Source organism: Verrucomicrobium sp. BvORR034 (assembly GCF_000739635.1).
Lineage (GTDB): Bacteria > Verrucomicrobiota > Verrucomicrobiia > Verrucomicrobiales > Verrucomicrobiaceae > Verrucomicrobium.
Window position 1 is genome coordinate 49,136 of record NZ_BATQ01000147.1, and the last position, 16,930, is coordinate 66,065.

Here is a 16,930-nt window from a genome sequence, read left to right on the forward strand (position 1 = left end):
ACCCTAGAATAGTTCAGCCTAGAAGAACATGCGGAGGCCCACCAGTGTGGTCCAGCCGTCATAGTCGCCACCGTCGCCGCCGCCGCTCATGGTGTTGTATTCAACACCGCCCATAAGCTTCAGCTTGTGACCGTAGAGGTAGTAGTTGAGGCCCATGTAAACGGCCTGGTATTCGTCGCCACGACCACCGTCGGTGAGGTCAGGAGCAAGGCGCTCATAGCGGCTCTGAAGACGGAGACCGTCGTTGTCGCCGTGAGCGTACTGGTAACGCACCACGAGCTGGAGGCTGTCAGCCACATACACGGAGGGAGTCACGATGACACCCCAGACATCGCCCACTTCACCGAATCCGCTGGCACCAAGCACATCAGTGTAGAGACCGAAGCGGCCCTGCTCGATGTTGGTGTTGAGGGAGAAGGCGTGCTCATAGCTGGCAGGACCTTCGGTGTTGGTGTTGTCAGTGCTGTACTGGTAGTCCAGCTTGGTGATGGCTTTTTCAAGACCAAGGGCAGGGCCCAGGTCGTAGCCCACGCTGGCCTGGATCACAGCGCCTTCGTCGAGACCACCGAACTCAGGATCGTACTGGCCGCCGAAGGCTGCGAGTGCGTAGATGAAGTTGTCGATCTTGCCGTTGATCCACACGCCAGTAAGCTCAGCAGGGCGGATCTGGTTGACGAGCAAGCTGCGCTCGAACACGATAATTTCCTTGGAGGAGGTGAAATACTCGTGGGAGAAGAACTTGGCCTTCGTCTTACCAACGCTGAGGTTGAACTTGTCGTTCGGAGCCCAGGTCAGGTAGAGGTCGTAGATGTCGCGATAGAAACCATCGCCCAGCTCAGGATTGGCACCGGGTTCAAGGTCGAAGTTCGGGTTCACGTCGATCTGACCTTCGAGCTTGAATTGACGAAGGATCTTCGACTTGAAGCCAAGGCGCCAGCGGCGCACTTCGATGTCACCCCAGCGGGTTTCTTCGGGACGGTCACCGGAGCTGAAGTCGCCCTGGTCAGAATCACCATCAGCCCACTGAAGCTGGATGCGGCCCTGAAGTGCGAACTCCTGGATGAAGTCGTTGTCGTCGTTCTTGTAGAGCGTGGCCAGTCCCCAGATCTTGTCGTAGATGGACTTTTCGGATCCGGCGGGTTGCACCGCGGGCTCAACGCCCTTTCCGGAGGCGACCATCACCTCACCAGCATGGGCGCTGGAGAGAAGACCTGCGGTAAGCAGGAACAGAGATGTTTTCAGTTTCATGCGTGTCTTGTCGGAGTTGTGTGTGTCGATCGCCGAGGGGGCTCGGCGCGCCAATACTGGCGTTGACACATAAAACCGTCGAGACAGGCTGTGTTACGATTGCGTCACGCATTGAGCAATTCCAAACATTCTGACACTCATGGAGAGTCGTGCGCAATGACGCTGCCACCTGGAACCGGTGACTAGCGGCTCAGATCGCCCTGGGAAAGCACAATGAATCCACTCTTGTTGAGGGACTCCGCCCCTACTTCTGGATCATCCAGATACAATGCCAGCAAAGGTTTTCCGTGGGTTCTAGCCAACAACGGATAAGTGTGGTGAATGTTGATCTCAGCGCCGAGAAGCGCAGCCAGCGCATGTCCCAGGTCATGCACCCCCTCCTTGAGCTCCACCACCACAATGGTGCGGGAGGTGCACGAATGACCGTGCTGCGTCAGCGTGTTGTGCGCCCCCTCTGGATCAGTGACCACCAGGCGGACCAGGGTCAGTTCGACCGAGTCCTGCACGGAGAAGCCGAGCACCTCGATCTCATGATCGTTGAGCAGCTTGACCAGGGAGAGCAGAGCCCCCACCTGATTATGCAGGAACACGGAAATCTGGCGGACCGGCGACTGGGCCTGGGTGATCTCCAGAGTGAGGGGCGGAATCTCGATGGAAGAGGACATGATGGGAATCGTGACGCAGGAATCAGGCAAGTCTTTGGCGCATCTTGCAACAAAATACGCAACAGAGACCGGCTCAGGCCGTGAGAATCCCCACCGCCTCAACCCGCAGGCCCGCTGGAGGCCCGCATTTCTTCAAAACGGGTCACGCGGAACGGAAGGTTGATGAGCACTTGTTCATCCAGGCTGACCACGAAACGATACACACCCGTCTTTTCAAACCGCAGCCTCTGGAGATTCAGAACGATGTTTCGCGTGACGAATGGCACCGCGCCAGGAGGAAAGGCCACATCCACCGTGGGTGGATAGGGCGGCATCACTTCCGCTCCGCTTTCGTCCTGCAGGACGATGCGCATCTGATGACGCCCTACATCACGGGGCTCAAACAGAAGCCGGACGGCGAGAGAACATTGCGGATGCACCACCGGAAATTCCGGGGCGCACAAGGTGTCAAAAGCCCCCGTGATACAGAGCTTTCCCTGATAGTCCGCAGCAAAATCACAGAGGGTGGCGAGCAGGAGTTGCATGCTGTCTGGGTGAATCGTGGCGGAACCCCACCTGGGCCTGCCCTTCTCTCGATCAACGACCGAACAGCTTCCGCAAGAATCCGCCAAAGCCTTTGCGCTCCTCTTGGGGAGGCGGCGGAGGCGGAGGCGGTGCGCCGCCTGCAGGTCCCGAGCCGGAGCCGTAGCTGCGCCCCCCTTCGACTTCTTCGTCCGCGCTGGAGACAGGAATTCCCTTGGCGCTGCCTTCAGCCTGTACAGCTAGCAGGAGGGGCTCCTCGGGATTGGCATCCTTCAGGATGCGCTCAAACACGTCATGCACAATCGGGGCGGCCTTACGCCCACCGCTGACGTCTTCACCCGGCTGCCCTTCATAGATCACGGCATATGCATAGACGGGATTGTCGGCGGGCAGGAAGCCGGTGAACCAAGCGAGGTTCCGGTCCTCCGCCGGCTTCCACTGTGCGGTACCGGTCTTCCCAGCTATCTGGCACTGTTCAAGTGCTGCGGCACGCCCCGTGCCTCCAGAACCATTTACCACCGCCACCATGCCTTTGACCACGGATTCACGCGCGTCCTGGCGAAGGTCCACGCGACGACGGGTGGATGACGAAAAAGCCTGCACGACCCGGTCGTTGGGATCCTGAATCTGCTTCACCAGCCGCGCCTGGGGCATGTTCACCCCATCAGCGAGCGCCGCCATGGCTTGCACTGTCTGAAGCGGGGTCACCAGCGTGGCCCCCTGGCCGATGGAGAAGTTTGCGATGTCGCCACTCATCATCTTGGAGCCGTAGCGCCCCATCCACCACGAGTCGGTGGGCACGAATCCAGGAGATTCTGCAGCAAGGGGAATGCCCGTGCGTTCCCCGAAACCGAGGCGCATGGCTGTATCGGAGATGGCCGGAGCCCCAATGGCCATGCCCGCCTGGTAGAACCAGGTGTTGCACGAGCGCTTGATGGCGCTCACCACGTTCATGTAACCTTCGCCGTCGCGGTTCCAGTTTTTGAAATAACGGTCGCCGATCCAGAGGCTGGGGCTGCAGTCGTAACCAGTGCGGGCTGTCACAACACCGCTCTCCAGGGCCGCCAGGGACACCACCACCTTGAAGGTGGACGCCGGAGGGTACTCACCGCGGAAGGCTCGAGCCAGCATCGGCAGGCGCTTGTCCTCATTCAGACGCTGGAAGTTTTCCGAGGTGATCCCAGGGATGAAAAGATTGGGGTCAAACAGCGGATAGGACGCCAGGGCCAGCACATCGCCAGACTTCACGTCCATGATGACCATGGCCCCACCCTTGGTGTTCTGCTCGAGGGCCTCCTCGGCATACTTCTGGAAGTTGTAATCCAGCGTGGTGACCACGTTGTTGCCAGGCACGGGGCGGCGTACGGTTTCCTCCGTCGCCTTGGTTCCGTCCGAATTGAAGAGGACGTTCACCACCCCGGGCTTGCCCTCCAGATCTTTGTCGAAGGACTTTTCCAGACCATCGCGGCCTTCCGTCTCTTCAAAAATAGGATCGCCATCCTGCGCTGGCGTGGTCGGCAGCGCCCGCTTGCGGCCCACAAAGCCGATAACATGCGGCGCACTGGCCCCTTTCGGGTACACGCGCAGGTAGGCCGCCTGCAGCAGGACGCCGCTGCCGGGCTTCAACAACGGGGTCAGCTTCCGCTGTTGATCGGCGGTGATTTCCTCATTCAAGCCGTCCACGCTTGAAAAGACCATCGGGAGCCACCGACGGTTCTTGTAGTGGGAGAGCAGCTTCTCAGGCGTCATGTCCCACCGTTTGCCCAGCAGGGTGTTGGCCTGCATGATGCGGGACCGCCCATAGCCGATGATCTCCGCGTCCGTCGCTCCCTTGCCGAGAAAGGGGTAGTTCAGCGCCAGGTACATCACCACCCGGGACTGGGCCAGCGGGACACCGTTGCGATCCACAATCTGGCCACGAGGCGCAGGAATGTTCAGATTGAGCGCTCGCGCCTCGCTTTCCGTCTTCCAACCGGCGGTGAGCTCCTTTTTCTTCGTCGGTGGATCGCCTGGATCTTCATTCACCGGCACGGCCTTCATGGCCACGGGTGACTGGGCACCTAGCATGCCGGCCCCCAGAACTGGGGCGACCGTCAAAGCGAGCAGTGTGATGGGGTTCCGAAATCGGGACATGAGCAGGCAGGAAGGCCGTGAGAGAGTCAAACTCGGCACGTTCGAGTCGAAGGTGCGGCTCGTCAAGAACTCCCACTCAAGTCACCCCGCCCGTCACTCAGGGGAGCTGGCGACGGCGACGCACCAGCAGAATCACGCCCACTGCTCCCAGCAGCAGCGCCCCACCGGGCTCCGGCACCGCCTGCACGTTCACAAAACTGGCGGAAGCACCCTGCGTCCCAATCTCCTGGACGTGGATCCCGATTCTGAGATCTCCATTGTTGATCGCTCCAAGCAAACCTGAGTACCCCTCCAGACTCTGGAAGGCCACGGTGAGAGATTCGCCCGTATCCAGACCATTTTTGGAAGGAGGCGGATTGGATTGGAACAGGTAGTCCGAGTCGAAGCCTGCATTCTGGCCGGCAGGAAGGTTGCCCCCACCGCCTGCCACCGAGTAGGACACCGCATTGTCGGGCCCGACCGTCGTCCAGGAGATGATGGAGGGCGAGCTCAGCAGATCGAGCGAATCCTCGAAATAGATGTTCGTGATCGTGGGTTGGGTGCCACTGACCCAGGACGACTGCGAATTATTGGAGGTATTCGCAATCGTAAAATAGAACGTGTTGGCGTTGGGGCCCTGGGCCAGGCTGTACTGGAACGACACGCTCTGAAGGAGACTCACGTCAAAATTCGGCGTGATCAGGCTGAACGAACCAGTGGCTTGCGCCTGCGTCAGCCGGGAGAATCCCAATAGGGCGAAGGCGAAAATCAGAACGGCCTTAGCCGTCATCGAGAAGGGTGCTTTAGAGCTCATAAAAGTGCGCCTCAAAATTGTTAAACAACTCAATCCTGAAGACGCTTATAAGCGAAACTTCTCAAAAATGCACGCACTACTTTTGATGATTTCTCATATTTATGTATCCATCACTCTTGCATTATCATTTTTGAGACCATAACGACACGTAAATGGAAGGCATGGAGGGGCCGCGTTATTTCAGAGAAGGCCCGGAGCGTGAACCCTTTGCTCTTGTGACGTTTTGTTCACCCACCCCACCTTGCTGGAGGTGGGGCTGTTCCCGAAGGTGGAGAAGCCGGTTCAAAGCCGGCGAGTGAAACACAATCGAACACACCAACACATGAAATCCACCATCATCACCTCGCTGCTGGCCCTCGCGTTCACGGCCGGATTGAACGCCCAGAGCGTGCTGCGCGTGCGCGGCTCCGATACGCTGGGTGCGAAGCTTGTCCCCCAGTGGGCAGAACAGTTTAAGAAGCAGGGCGGCGGCGTCAGCTTTGACATCGCGGCTGAAGGCTCCTCCACCGCTTTCACCAACCTCGCCGCAGGCACCGCCGAAATCGGTATGTCCTCCCGCAAGGTGAAGGACGACGAGCGCACCTTCGCCAAAACCAAGGGCGTGTTCCTCACCGAACATGAAGTGGCCTGGGACATGATCGCCGTTGTGGTGAACAAGAACAATCCAGTGGCCAACCTGACCAAGAAGCAGATCGCTGGCATCTTCACCGGCGCGATCAAAGACTGGAGCGAAGTCGGCGGCACCCCCGGCCCGATCTCTGTGTACACCCGCAACACCTCCTCCGGCACCTACAAAGACTGGCAGACGCTGGCCATGAAGGGCAAGGACTACGCCTCCAGCAGCCAGAAGATGGCTGGCAACGAGCAGATCGTGGCTGAAACGGCCGGCAACGCCGGTGGCATCGGTTACGTAGGCCTCGCTTACGCTCATGGCAAAGGCATCAAAGCGATCTCCGTGGACGGCACCGCCCCCACCCCTGAGAACGTGAAAGGCTATGCTTACAGCCGCCCCACCTTCTTCTACACGAACGGCGCCCCTCAGGGCAAAGTGAAGGAGTTCATTGACTTCGTGCACAGCGACGCTGGCAAGAAGGTCTCCCAGCTGGTGGGCTTCATCCCCGCCAAGTAAGACTCCGAAACGCACTCATCCCGTGATTCTCGCCCGATGGGAGACAGCATCTGCCGCCTCCCATCGGGCTTTTTGTCTCGCCAGACTCCCCTTTCTCTTTCAGTCCCAGCTTCGATCAAGTTTTGCCCGTAACATCGCATGAACGAGGAAAAGCCCAGCCCCAGCAGTGACTTTCAAGGTCTCATCAAGCCGCCCAGCTTCCTCGGGCTGCGGGTGGACCGCCAGAGCTTGATCAAACACTTTTTCACAGGAAGCGCCGCCGTCACGATCCTGACGCTCTTCCTGATCATGTACTCCCTGCTCAAAGAGGGCACGGGGTTCATTCCCACCTACCAGTTTGAACTGAAGGTGTACCGCCAGGCCGGCCTTGAGTTCTGCGACTTCATCCAGAAGCCTCTCACGGAAAACACCGCGCTCCTGAGCAAACTGAACCGCGCTGTCAACGCAGACACCGCCACCCTCACCCAGAAGGCCCAGGTCCGCCGTGATGCCCTGTTCCTGGCCAAAGGACGGGTTGAGGAAAAAACAGCCCGCCTGCGTGAGGCCGTGACAGAGGCCGTCGAAACTGCCAATACCCCTCCGGAAAAACTCGCACAGGCCCGCCAGGCGCTCAATGAGGCGAACGCAAAGGCCGTGGGAGAAGAGGCCTTCCCGGATGTGTACAGTGCGGAAGAACGCCGCCAGATCGCGTCCGATCTCGGCACTCTGCAGCCTGATGCCGCCGAACCTCCCGCGATCATCAAGACCTTGAGCGCCGAGTTCGCCGAACAAGACCGCATCGCCAAGGAAAAGTACGCGGGTTTCCTCGAAGCCGTCGAAGCCTTCGAAGAGGCCACCGAACCGATCGTGGAGCTTCATGACGGGATCGCCGAGCTGGCCAAGTCCACCAAGGAAGCCGCGGTACAACAGCACATGGCCGAGGATGCCAAGGCCCAATTGCTGGCCGCCGCTGAATCCGCCAAGACCCCCGAAGCGAAAGCCAACTTCCAGAAAGAAGCGGATGCGACCTCGCTGGAGGCCATCGACTACAAAGGCAAGATCGAGCCCATCGTGGCCAAGCTTCCCGAGTATGAGGCCATGGTCCCGACCTATGTTGCCGCCATCAAGGCCGCAATGGAAAAGGTCCCCCAGAAGGGTGAAACCAAGGAGTCCACCGCACTGATCAACGAAGTGCGCAAGCAGCTCCCCAAGCACCTCACTCATGCTGAGGAGTCCCCGGCCCTGATGAAAGCCTGGCAGTGGGACAAGCCCATTCCGATGGTTCAAGCCCTTACCGCCTTCCTGTTCGGCGGCGACTGGATTACCAACAGCTCCTGGCAGGACTTTTACGGTGTGGTGCCCCTGCTGACCGGCTCCCTCCTGATCGCCGTGATCGCCCTGGTCATCGCCCTGCCCTTGAGCGTCGGCGCCGCGATCTACACGAACCAGTTCGCCTCGCCGCGCGAGCAGGAGCTCATCAAGCCCTTCATTGAATTCATCCAGGCCATCCCCTCCGTAGTGCTCGGCTTCATCGGCATCTCAGTGGTGGGCGACCTCATCAAGGAGACCAGCAATGTGGCCTGGTTGCAATGGATCCCCGGCTTCCCCGTCCAGGAACGCCTGAACATGTTCAACGCCGGCCTGCTGCTCGCCCTCATGGCCATCCCGACGATGTTCAGCCTCGCCGAGGACGCCATCCAGAACGTGCCCCGCGCCTTCAGCGAGGCGAGCGAGGCTCTGGGTGCCACGAAGCTCCAGACCGTCTTTCGCGTGATCTTCCCCGCCTCCCTCTCCGGGGTGTTCGCCGCGATGCTCCTCGGTCTGGGCCGCATCATCGGTGAAACAATGGTGGTGCTCCTGGTCGCAGGCAACCGAATCGCCATCCCGGACTTCTCCGACGGCATCGGAACGGTCTTCCAGCCGGCCCACACCCTTACGGGCATCATTGCCCAGGAACTGGGTGAGGTGTCCAAGGGCAGCTCCCACTGGCAGGCGCTCTTCATGGTGGGCATCCTCCTGTTCACCATCTCGCTCCTCATCAACTTCGTCTCCCGCAAAGTCGTGAAGCGTTTCCAGCTTCCCAAGATCTGACCCCGAAGCGATTGGTTCTTTCCTAAAACCAGAGATTGAGACCACCCTCTCCTGCTCCCATGCACGCACCCGCCACTTCAGCCCTGCTGGAAAACCCCTTTGCGAAGCGCAGGTCGCACCGCGAGACCTACGAGTTCATCGTCAGGTCCGTCTTGCGCGGCGCCACGTACCTCATCCTGTTCGCCACCGCGGCGATCTTCCTCCACATCATTGTCAAAGGTTCGCCCATCCTGTTCCAGGCCAAGGCCCCTTTCATCAATGTGGAGTTCCTCACGAAGCTGCCTGAAACCCTCCACGTGCTGGAGGACAAGCAGGGCCACATCTACAAGACCGACCCGAAAGGAGCGGATGCCATCAAGCATCAGCTCGGTGACAACCTCCGCCAGGAAAAGACCATCTCCTATTCCGGCGGCGGCATCCTCGGTCCCATCGTAGGCACCTTCCTGCTGGTGCTGGTCTGCATTGTGATTGCCCTCTTCTTGGGCATCTCGTCTGCGATCTACCTCAGTGAATACGCCAAGCCCGGCAAGTTCATTGAGTGGGTACGGCTGGCCATCCTGAACCTCGCCGGTGTGCCTTCCGTGGTCTTCGGCCTCTTCGGTCTCGGGGTCTTCGTTCTGGCTGCTCCCGTCTTTACCAACACCCCTCTGGATCGAGCCCTGCTGGTGATTCCGCTGGGATTCACCCAGATGAGCTTCCAGGGATGGGACACGAGTGTCCTGAGCGGTGCCTTCACCCTCGCCTTCGTCATCCTTCCGGTCATCATCACCGCCAGTGAGGAGTGCCTCCGCGCGGTGCCGATGGGCTTCCGCGAGACTTCCCTTGCTCTGGGCGCCACCCGCTGGCAGACCATCTGGCGCAGCGTTCTCCCCTTCGCCATGCCGGGCATCCTGACCTCCAGCATTCTGGGCATCGCCCGCGCCGCTGGCGAGACGGCCCCGATCATGTTCACCGCAGCCCTGGCGTTCAAAGACAAGCTGCCCTGGCAGGGTGAAGCAGGCTTCGGCGGCGTCTTCACAGAATCCGTACAGGCCCTTCCCTATCACATCTACACCCTGGCGGCCCGCATCCCGCAGAATGAATACTCGGAGCGTGCCCAGTATGGTTCCGTTTTCGTCTTCCTCGTTCTCGTCATGACCCTTGCCACCGCTTCGGTCTTGCTCCGTCGTAAACTCCGCGCCAAATACAAATGGTAACCGCCGAACCACCCCAAAAAGCCGTGGAAGTTCTCAAAACTACCGAAACGAAATCGGTCGAGACACCCGAGGCCGCCCCTACCGGGGAGACCATGATTTCCGTTCGGAACATGGACTTCAACTACGGAACCAAGCGCGCCCTCCATGGCATCAACATGGAGATCCCTTCCCGCCAGGTCACCGCATTCATCGGTCCCTCAGGTTGCGGCAAGTCCACCCTCCTGCGCTGCTTCAACCGCATCAACGACCGCATCGCCGGAGCTCACATCTCTGGCGGCCAGGTGGTCATTAAAGGCAAGAACATCTATGATGCCGATGTGGATACGACCCAGCTCCGCCGTCAGGTGGGCATGGTGTTCCAGAAGTACAACCCCTTCCCCAAGAGCATCTACGAGAACGTCGTGTACGGCCTCCGCATCAACGGTGTGAAGAAGAAGTCCGACCTGGATGACGCCTGTGAGTACGCCCTGAAGGCCGCGGCCCTCTGGGAGGAATGCAAGGACCGTCTGAAGGCCAACGCCTTCGGCCTCTCCGGTGGCCAGATGCAGCGCCTTTGCATCGCCCGTGCCGTGGCCGTCAAGCCGGACGTGCTGCTCATGGATGAGCCCTGCTCCGCCCTTGACCCCATCGCCACCCTCAAGGTGGAAGAACTCATCGTGGATCTGAAGAAGGACTACACCGTGGTCATCGTCACCCACAACATGCAGCAGGCCCGCCGCGTGGCGGAACTCACCGCCTTCATGTATCTGGGAGAGCTCATCGAGTTCGCTGAAACTGACCAGATCTTCGGCAATCCCCAGCAGAAGAAAACGGAAGACTACGTCCGTGGTCAGTTCAGCTGATCACTCCGCCGCCCTCCCTCCCATTTCCGGCAAAAGAGTGCGAACCCTCCCTGCCCCATGACTCAAACAGTCGCCCCTCCTTCCGTGTCCAGTTCCTCCGCCAGCACTGCTGCTGCGTCGTCCGCGACCACGCAGCCGCTGCTGAAGATCAATGAAGTGGATTTCGCTTATGGTGCCCGCCAGACACTCTTCGGAGTCAACATGGGCATCGCCCAGCGCGAAGTCACGGCTTTCATCGGCCCCTCCGGTTGCGGCAAGTCCACCCTGCTGCGCTGCATCAACCGCATCAACGACATGATCGAAGGTGCCCGCATCACCAAGGGCAACATCACCCTGGGGAATGTGGACATCAACCACCCGGACCTCGATGTCATCGCCTTGCGCCGCAAGGTCGGCATGGTGTTCCAGAAGTACAATCCCTTCCCCCGCAGCATCTTCGAGAACGTCGCCTACGGTCTCGAAGTGGCAGGCATGAAGAACAAGAAGCTCATCGCTGAGACCGTGGAACGCAGCCTGCGTTCCGCGACCCTCTGGGAAGAAGTGAAGGATCGCCTTCATGAAAGCGCCCTGGGCCTCTCCGGTGGTCAGCAGCAGCGTCTCTGCATCGCCCGCACCCTTTCCGTGAGACCGGAAGTGGTGCTCATGGACGAGCCCTGCGCCGCGCTGGACCCGATCGCCACCGCGAAGATCGAGGAACTCATCCACCAGCTCAAGAAGGACTACACCATCGTCATCGTGACCCACAACATGGAGCAGGCCGTCCGCGTCTCTGACAAGACTGCCTTCTTCTACCTGGGCAAGTTGATCGAGTTCAACAACACCATGACCCTCTTCTCCACCCCGGAGAACGAACAGACCGAGCGCTACCTGAGCGGCCGCATGGGTTGATCTCCCGCACAGAGAGATTCTACGATGTCTTGGGAAAAGGGAGCACACCGCTCCCTTTTTTCATGCCTGCGCATCATCGGCCTCCACGCAAACTGACCGCAGCCCACGGCAAAGTCGCATCACATCGCCCGCCGCAGCCGATGAACACAATTCCTGGGCGGGAAGAGCCAAGGTCCGGGACATTGCCGAATGTCTTCTTGTCAGCTCCGGCAAGCCCCCTCACCCGCCAAGGTCCTGCCCGCCCGGAAGGTCTCGACACGCATTGAGGAGCTGGATGCCCTGCGAGGTCTGGCGCTGGCGGGCATCCTGGTGGTGAACATCATGGCCTTTGCCTCGCCCTACTATGGAAGCGGCGTGATCGATCCCCAGTTCGCCGATGTGTGGAGCCAGGGGGCACGGTGGATCATCGCCCTGTTGTTCGAGACCAAGTTCTACCTTTGGTTTGCCTTCCTGTTCGGCTACAGTTTCACGCTCCAGACCGACTCGCTTGAGCGCAGCGACAGAGCGGTTGTGCAAGCGCTCCTCAGACGCATGGCCGGTCTTTTGATCATTGGCATCCTTCATGGTGCCCTGTTGTTTCAGGGTGACATCCTGACGCTCTACTCCCTCTGCGGCCTGGTCTTGATCTGCATGAGAAACGTTGCAGACCGAACCGCCCTCCAGACCGCTGGTTGGCTGGTGGCCATCACCGCCTTTCTCTGGGCGGCCGTGGGCATGATCCTCCTGGCTGTGGGAGAGGTCACCGATGCCACCGCCGTGTATGCAGAGGTGCAAGAAGCCCTCGCTGCCTGGCAGGGCCCTGTGACAAGCGTTCTGGTTCGCCGTCTGCATGAGTGGACCACCAGCGGGTTGGGCCTCTTCTTGATTCAGGGGCCAACCTCCCTGGCGATGTTCCTCCTCGGCATGGTGGCCGGCCGCCATCACCTGCTGCGCCGCCGGGCCGCCAGCGAGCTGTTCTGGTGGAAAATTGTCCGGCAGGGCATTGTCATCGCCCTCCCTTGCGCCGCCTTGTACGCAACCTCGACCGTCTTCGCGGGTGGCACTGGGGGGGAGATCTTGGGGCTCGCCTTTGGGCTGCTCACCGCCCCATTCCTCACTGGCACCTTCATCTTCGCCTCTACGTCCGCAATGGGTTCCCGCTGGGGCCGTCGCATCATGGATTGCCTGGCTCCGGCAGGCAGCATGGCATTGTCCAACTACCTCCTTCAGTCAGCCGTGTGTGCGTGGCTTTTCACAGGGTATGGACTGGGGCTGATGGGAAAGGTTTCCCCTCTCCAGGCCGCCGCTCTGGCCGTGTCCATCTATCTCGCCCAACTCGCCCTGAGCATCGCCTGGCGTAATCGGTTCGACCAGGGGCCGATGGAGATGGTGTTGCGCGCGATCACGTATCTTGAGTGGAAAGTGCCAAAGGGATAGCGGTGCTGACGCGCACGCCATTCACCCGCTGGATGCCCACTGTAGGAGAACCGTCTCGGTTCTTGTTCTTGTAAGACCATTGCGTCATCAAGAGCCGGGACGGCTCTTCTACCTTTCCGAGCGATCCTGCTGAATGCCTGTTGGCCAATCGCACAAATGTTTCTCATCTCCAGCTCCCCCCGCACCTTTCGAGTTCATGAGATAACGTGCGCAGGGCACCAAGAGCCACCACAGTGGATTGCGATGCCAGGGTTACGCTCCTGGCGTCTCGTCGCACCCCAAAAAGACCTACCGCCCCGAACCCGGAGGGTTCATGAGATAACGCGCCACGCAAATCCAAAATCCAAAATCCAAAATCCAAAATCCAAAATCCAAAATCCAAAATCCAAAATCCAAAATCCAAAATCCAAAATCCAAAATCCAAAATCCAAAATCCTACTTCAAATACTTGTCAAACCAGTCCCCCATCGCCTTCGCCGTCTCATCCAACCACGGCTGGCTCATCCAGAACGGATGGGGTGCCTCTTTCAAGGTCACCAACTCGGTGGGTACGCCGGCCGTACGCAGCTTCTCCTGCATTTCGGCACGCCCCACCTTCAGCGTGTCCTTCTCCCCCTCAATGTACAGGGTCGGGGGGCTGCCTTTGCCCGCATGGGTGATTGGCGACGCCTCCACATAAGTGGCCTTCTTTTCGGCAAATTTCCCAAAGAAAAGAACGGCACTCTCCGCATTCTTTTCCTTGTTCGCTTCAACCAGATCCATCGTGGCCGCCATGACCACGCAGGCCTTGATGGCGGTGGACTGCTCCGGATTTCCACCCGTGCCTTCCAGCGCATTCACCTCGCCGGTCATGCCCGTCAGACCACTCAAATGCCCGCCCGCGGAGCCACCTGCGCAGCCGATCCGCGCGGGATCAATCTTGTACTCTCCCGCATGGGCCCGCAGAAATCGCAGAGCCGCCTTGCAGTCGTGCAGCGCGGCCGGATAGGGCGCGTCCGTGGACAAGCGGTATGCGACCTGGGCCACCACATAACCACGCGCCGCCAAACGCTCGGCCAGAGGCTTGTCTGCCTCCACCTGACGCTTCTGCCAGCCGCCGCCGTGAATCAGTAGCACCGCGGGATATTTGCCCTCAGCCTTGGGCACATAGATGTCCAGCAGCACCGGGTATCCACCTGGCTTGGAACACTCCACCTTCTCGTGCAGCGCCAGGGTCTCAGGCAAAGCAGGCGACACCTTCTTCCACTTGGGTTTCGTGTCGGTTTGCGAATAGGCAGCCGAGGCTGCGGCCAGAGCAAGAAAGGCAACAAGGGCAAGTTTCATGGCAAGGAAACAACTAGATGATGAACTGACTACAGCGCCGCCCGGTAGATCGCGGCAAAGTCCGCCTCGGAAACCGGTCGGGGATTGAAATTCGCAGTCCATTGCTTGGCGGCACCTGCTGCCAGGCCTGGAACATCCGCCTCGGTCACACCCAGTTCAGAAAGCCGGACACTGAGGCCGGCGGCGCGGAGCCAGTGCTGCACCTGCTCTGGCAAATGCTCTCCGTAGGCGGCATAGATGCTCGCGATCTCCGAACGCTCAGAATTGAAACGGATGACGTGCGGAAGCATCAACCCCACGGCCTGACCGTGCACGGTGCCGAACTTGGCGGTCAGGGGATTGGCACAGGAATGCGCCGCGCCGAGCATGGAATTCTCAATCGCTGTGCCGGCAAAGGCTGCTCCCAGCAACATGAATGAACGCGCCTCCTGGTCGGTGGGAGACTCCAGCACGCGGTCAAATCCCGCCCGCAGATAGCGGAAGGATTCGAGGGAATACAGCGCAGAGACCGGGTTGCGCTTGGTGGTCACCGCCGTTTCCAAGGCATGCGCGATCGCATCGATGCCTGTGACGGCCGTGACCTTGTGTGGTTGCGAAATCGTGAGCTCCGGATCCAGGATGGCTACCGCAGCAGCGGCCTTGGGATCGCCACAGGCCATCTTGACGTGCGTTTCCTCGTCCGAAATCAACGCGAAGCTCTGGCACTCACTGCCGGTGCCGGAGGTGGTGGGAATCGCGATCAAAGGCAGCATCGACTGGGTGGCCTTGCCCACGCCCCAATAGTCCTGCATGCGCCCTCCGTTGGTGAAGATGAAGTTGCAGCCCTTGGCAGTGTCCATGCTGCTGCCCCCACCCAGGCCCACGAGGATGTCCGCCCGGAAATCCCGCGCGGCAGCCACACACTCATCCACATCCCGCGTCGAGGGGTTTTCATGCACCTGGTCAAAGAGCTGCGTTTCCAGTCCGGCCGCCTGAAGCGACTGGATGGCCCGCGCTGCGTGGCCTGCTTTGACAATGCCGGAATCCGAAACCACCAGCACCCGGCTCCCCCCCAGATCTGAGGCCAGGGCGCCTAGCTTCTGCAGGGTGCCCGCACCAAACACCAGACGGGTGCGGGGATGATGGTCAAACGCGTTCAAATCGGTCACGGTGGGTTGGTTTTATGCTTGGGATTGCAATGTCACGCAGGCAGGCCGAAGCCTGCGTCCACCCTCGTGCAGGAGGGCGGACGGCTCTATTGGGTCAATTCTCTCAATCGCGGCCCGGTTCAGGCCACCTCAATGGAACGGCGCTTGTAGAGGAACTCGAACATGTTCCCCTCATGCGGCTGGTTCCATGAAATTCTCATCGTGGAAATAGGACCGATGTTGAGGCGTTCGATCAGCGGCGAATCAAGAAGTTGTTCCTTGAACTGCGGATCCTTCGTGATGGCGGTGACCACCAGCGAGGGCCCGATCTGGGCGAGCATGTCCGCCTGGGGCACCTGCACGACGCTGGCAAAGGGACACATGTACTCCCGGTTGCTCAAGGGGTGCTGGAAGGAATTGCAGTGCACGATGGTGGGGCGCATGTACACCCCGCCATTGAGCTCTGCTTTGCGCGGGCCATTGCGATACTTCGCCGTGACGTCCTCTGCGCCGGGCTCCTTGAGCCCCTGCTCAATGGCACCGTCAATGAACTCCGCCATCTTGGGGTTGGCAAAGCCAGAGAGCCTGGCATTGGGATCGTCCGACGCCAACGGAGCCAGCGGCCCCAGTTTCTGGGCCAGGGCATCTGCGATTTCAGCCGCGTACTTGGGCACCACCACCGCGGAGGCGTTGATGCAGGAGCGCCCACCATTCTCGGAGATGGAGCCGGCAATGACGTCCAGGAACTCCGGCCAGCGCTCGATCTCATCTTCACCGATGAGGATCTTGCTGAAGCCCGGGCCGTGGCACTCGAACTTGGGATTGTCCTTGTACTGCGCCACCGTATTGGCGTCACCAAAGATGAGCGCGCGTCCGCAAAGCTTCATCACCTCGCCCGAACCTTCGTGGTCCGTGGGATAGAAGCCAAAGGCCAGGGCAGGAGCACCGGCGGCGATGAAGGACTGAATGAGGCGGTACGGGGTCCAGGGCTCCTCACGTCCCGGCTTGATGATGACCGGGGTCTTCAACGCGATGGCGGGCAGCCACAGGGAGTTCACCGCCGGGGAGTTGCTGGGCATGACCAGACCCAGGGCGTTCGTGGTCGGGTAGTAGCTCACGGGACAGCCCGCCTGCTCACCGTAGCCCACGTCGATCACCTTGGTGTCGAGACCGCGGGTCAGACCATTGAGCACGGTCCGCATATTGGTGAGGGAATCGGCCACCTTGGCCATGTTCCGTTTCACCATCACATGGGGCAGACCGCTGGTGCGGCTGAGCGTCTCCATGTACTGCTGCGGCGTCTGGGTGTGCCCCTGGTCGCCCAGCGGCAGCTCGCCGTTGAGGAAATAATCAGCAGCTTTGGCGCAGATGGCGATCAGCTCATCCACAGTGAATTTGCGCAACGATTCGCGGGCCTCACCGATGCGGTTGAGGTCACGACGAAGAATGCCGGCGTTGACCTGGCTCACCGTGGCCAGGACTTCACCGGTGCGGTGGTCTTTGACCTCCACTTTTTCCAGGCTCTCGTAGGGCGCGCCTTTGCGCAGGGCGGGAAGATGGGGAATGCTCATCTGGATA

At 60.1% G+C, this 16,930-nt stretch carries 14 protein-coding genes; 6 read left to right on the forward strand and 8 right to left on the reverse strand.

What is annotated here, in order from left to right:
• Positions 1-18: 18 nt before the first annotated feature.
• The 5 genes from BV034_RS26035 to BV034_RS26055 all read right to left on the reverse strand — a co-directional run bounded on the left by BV034_RS26035 (position 19) and on the right by BV034_RS26055 (position 5,361).
• The gene (locus BV034_RS26035; RefSeq protein ID WP_050029881.1) at positions 19-1,248 is read right to left on the reverse strand and encodes a porin; all 1,230 of its coding nucleotides are present in this window, start codon (positions 1,246-1,248) and stop codon (positions 19-21) included.
• 182 nt (positions 1,249-1,430) lie between these two features.
• Positions 1,431-1,913 (reverse strand): hypothetical protein, encoded by a 483-nt coding sequence (locus BV034_RS26040; protein WP_050029882.1) that lies wholly within the window; start codon positions 1,911-1,913, stop codon positions 1,431-1,433.
• Positions 1,914-2,011: 98 nt separating this feature from the next.
• A complete protein-coding gene (locus tag BV034_RS26045; protein WP_050029883.1) occupies positions 2,012-2,437 on the reverse strand; it encodes a hypothetical protein in 426 nt (141 codons plus the stop codon).
• Positions 2,438-2,489: 52 nt separating this feature from the next.
• Positions 2,490-4,568: a penicillin-binding protein 2 gene (gene mrdA, locus BV034_RS26050; RefSeq protein WP_050029884.1), complete on the reverse strand. Its 2,079-nt coding sequence runs from the start codon at positions 4,566-4,568 to the stop codon at positions 2,490-2,492.
• Positions 4,569-4,665: 97 nt separating this feature from the next.
• Positions 4,666-5,361, reverse strand: a complete 696-nt coding sequence (locus BV034_RS26055) for a PEP-CTERM sorting domain-containing protein (RefSeq protein ID WP_081888120.1) — start codon at positions 5,359-5,361, stop codon at positions 4,666-4,668.
• Between the two features lie 322 nt (positions 5,362-5,683).
• On the opposite strand from BV034_RS26055, the gene BV034_RS26060 reads away from it, so the two are divergent.
• The 6 genes from BV034_RS26060 to BV034_RS26085 all read left to right on the forward strand — a co-directional run bounded on the left by BV034_RS26060 (position 5,684) and on the right by BV034_RS26085 (position 12,902).
• Positions 5,684-6,490 (forward strand): phosphate ABC transporter substrate-binding protein, encoded by an 807-nt coding sequence (locus tag BV034_RS26060; RefSeq protein WP_050029913.1) that lies wholly within the window; start codon positions 5,684-5,686, stop codon positions 6,488-6,490.
• 138 nt (positions 6,491-6,628) lie between these two features.
• Positions 6,629-8,560 carry a phosphate ABC transporter permease subunit PstC gene (pstC, locus tag BV034_RS36460; protein ID WP_050029886.1) on the forward strand — a complete coding sequence of 644 codons (1,932 nt, stop codon included), beginning with the start codon at positions 6,629-6,631 and terminating at the stop codon, positions 8,558-8,560.
• Between the two features lie 59 nt (positions 8,561-8,619).
• Entirely contained in the window at positions 8,620-9,756 is a 1,137-nt protein-coding gene (locus BV034_RS26070) for a PstA family ABC transporter permease (RefSeq protein WP_050029887.1), read from the forward strand.
• A 92-nt stretch (positions 9,757-9,848) separates the two neighbouring features.
• Entirely contained in the window at positions 9,849-10,598 is a 750-nt protein-coding gene (pstB, locus tag BV034_RS26075) for a phosphate ABC transporter ATP-binding protein PstB (protein WP_265593482.1), read from the forward strand.
• Positions 10,599-10,682: 84 nt separating this feature from the next.
• A complete protein-coding gene (pstB, locus tag BV034_RS26080) occupies positions 10,683-11,486 on the forward strand; it encodes a phosphate ABC transporter ATP-binding protein PstB (RefSeq protein WP_009959896.1) in 804 nt (267 codons plus the stop codon).
• Positions 11,487-11,675: 189 nt separating this feature from the next.
• Positions 11,676-12,902 (forward strand): DUF418 domain-containing protein, encoded by a 1,227-nt coding sequence (locus BV034_RS26085; RefSeq protein WP_050029889.1) that lies wholly within the window; start codon positions 11,676-11,678, stop codon positions 12,900-12,902.
• Positions 12,903-13,337: 435 nt separating this feature from the next.
• On the opposite strand, the gene BV034_RS26090 is transcribed toward BV034_RS26085, so the two are convergent.
• The 3 genes from BV034_RS26090 to BV034_RS26100 form a co-directional block, all read right to left on the reverse strand.
• Positions 13,338-14,225: an alpha/beta hydrolase gene (locus tag BV034_RS26090; protein WP_050029890.1), complete on the reverse strand. Its 888-nt coding sequence runs from the start codon at positions 14,223-14,225 to the stop codon at positions 13,338-13,340.
• 29 nt (positions 14,226-14,254) lie between these two features.
• Positions 14,255-15,373, reverse strand: coding sequence for an iron-containing alcohol dehydrogenase (locus BV034_RS26095; RefSeq protein WP_050029891.1), 1,119 nt, complete (start codon positions 15,371-15,373; stop codon positions 14,255-14,257).
• Between the two features lie 119 nt (positions 15,374-15,492).
• On the reverse strand, positions 15,493-16,923 hold the full coding sequence (locus BV034_RS26100; RefSeq protein WP_050029892.1) for an aldehyde dehydrogenase family protein: 1,431 nt from the start codon (positions 16,921-16,923) through the stop codon (positions 15,493-15,495).
• Positions 16,924-16,930: the final 7 nt, after the last annotated feature.

Coding starts and splice junctions, on each gene's coding strand:
- BV034_RS26035 (WP_050029881.1), bottom strand. CDS start 1,248: ATGAAACTGAAAACATCTCTGTTCCTGCTTACCGCAGGTCTTCTCTCC.
- BV034_RS26040 (WP_050029882.1), bottom strand. CDS start 1,913: ATGTCCTCTTCCATCGAGATTCCGCCCCTCACTCTGGAGATCACCCAG.
- BV034_RS26045 (WP_050029883.1), bottom strand. CDS start 2,437: ATGCAACTCCTGCTCGCCACCCTCTGTGATTTTGCTGCGGACTATCAG.
- mrdA (WP_050029884.1), bottom strand. CDS start 4,568: ATGTCCCGATTTCGGAACCCCATCACACTGCTCGCTTTGACGGTCGCC.
- BV034_RS26055 (WP_081888120.1), bottom strand. CDS start 5,361: ATGAGCTCTAAAGCACCCTTCTCGATGACGGCTAAGGCCGTTCTGATT.
- BV034_RS26060 (WP_050029913.1), top strand. CDS start 5,684: ATGAAATCCACCATCATCACCTCGCTGCTGGCCCTCGCGTTCACGGCC.
- pstC (WP_050029886.1), top strand. CDS start 6,629: ATGAACGAGGAAAAGCCCAGCCCCAGCAGTGACTTTCAAGGTCTCATC.
- BV034_RS26070 (WP_050029887.1), top strand. CDS start 8,620: ATGCACGCACCCGCCACTTCAGCCCTGCTGGAAAACCCCTTTGCGAAG.
- pstB (WP_265593482.1), top strand. CDS start 9,849: ATGATTTCCGTTCGGAACATGGACTTCAACTACGGAACCAAGCGCGCC.
- BV034_RS26085 (WP_050029889.1), top strand. CDS start 11,676: ATGTCTTCTTGTCAGCTCCGGCAAGCCCCCTCACCCGCCAAGGTCCTG.
- BV034_RS26090 (WP_050029890.1), bottom strand. CDS start 14,225: ATGAAACTTGCCCTTGTTGCCTTTCTTGCTCTGGCCGCAGCCTCGGCT.
- BV034_RS26100 (WP_050029892.1), bottom strand. CDS start 16,923: ATGAGCATTCCCCATCTTCCCGCCCTGCGCAAAGGCGCGCCCTACGAG.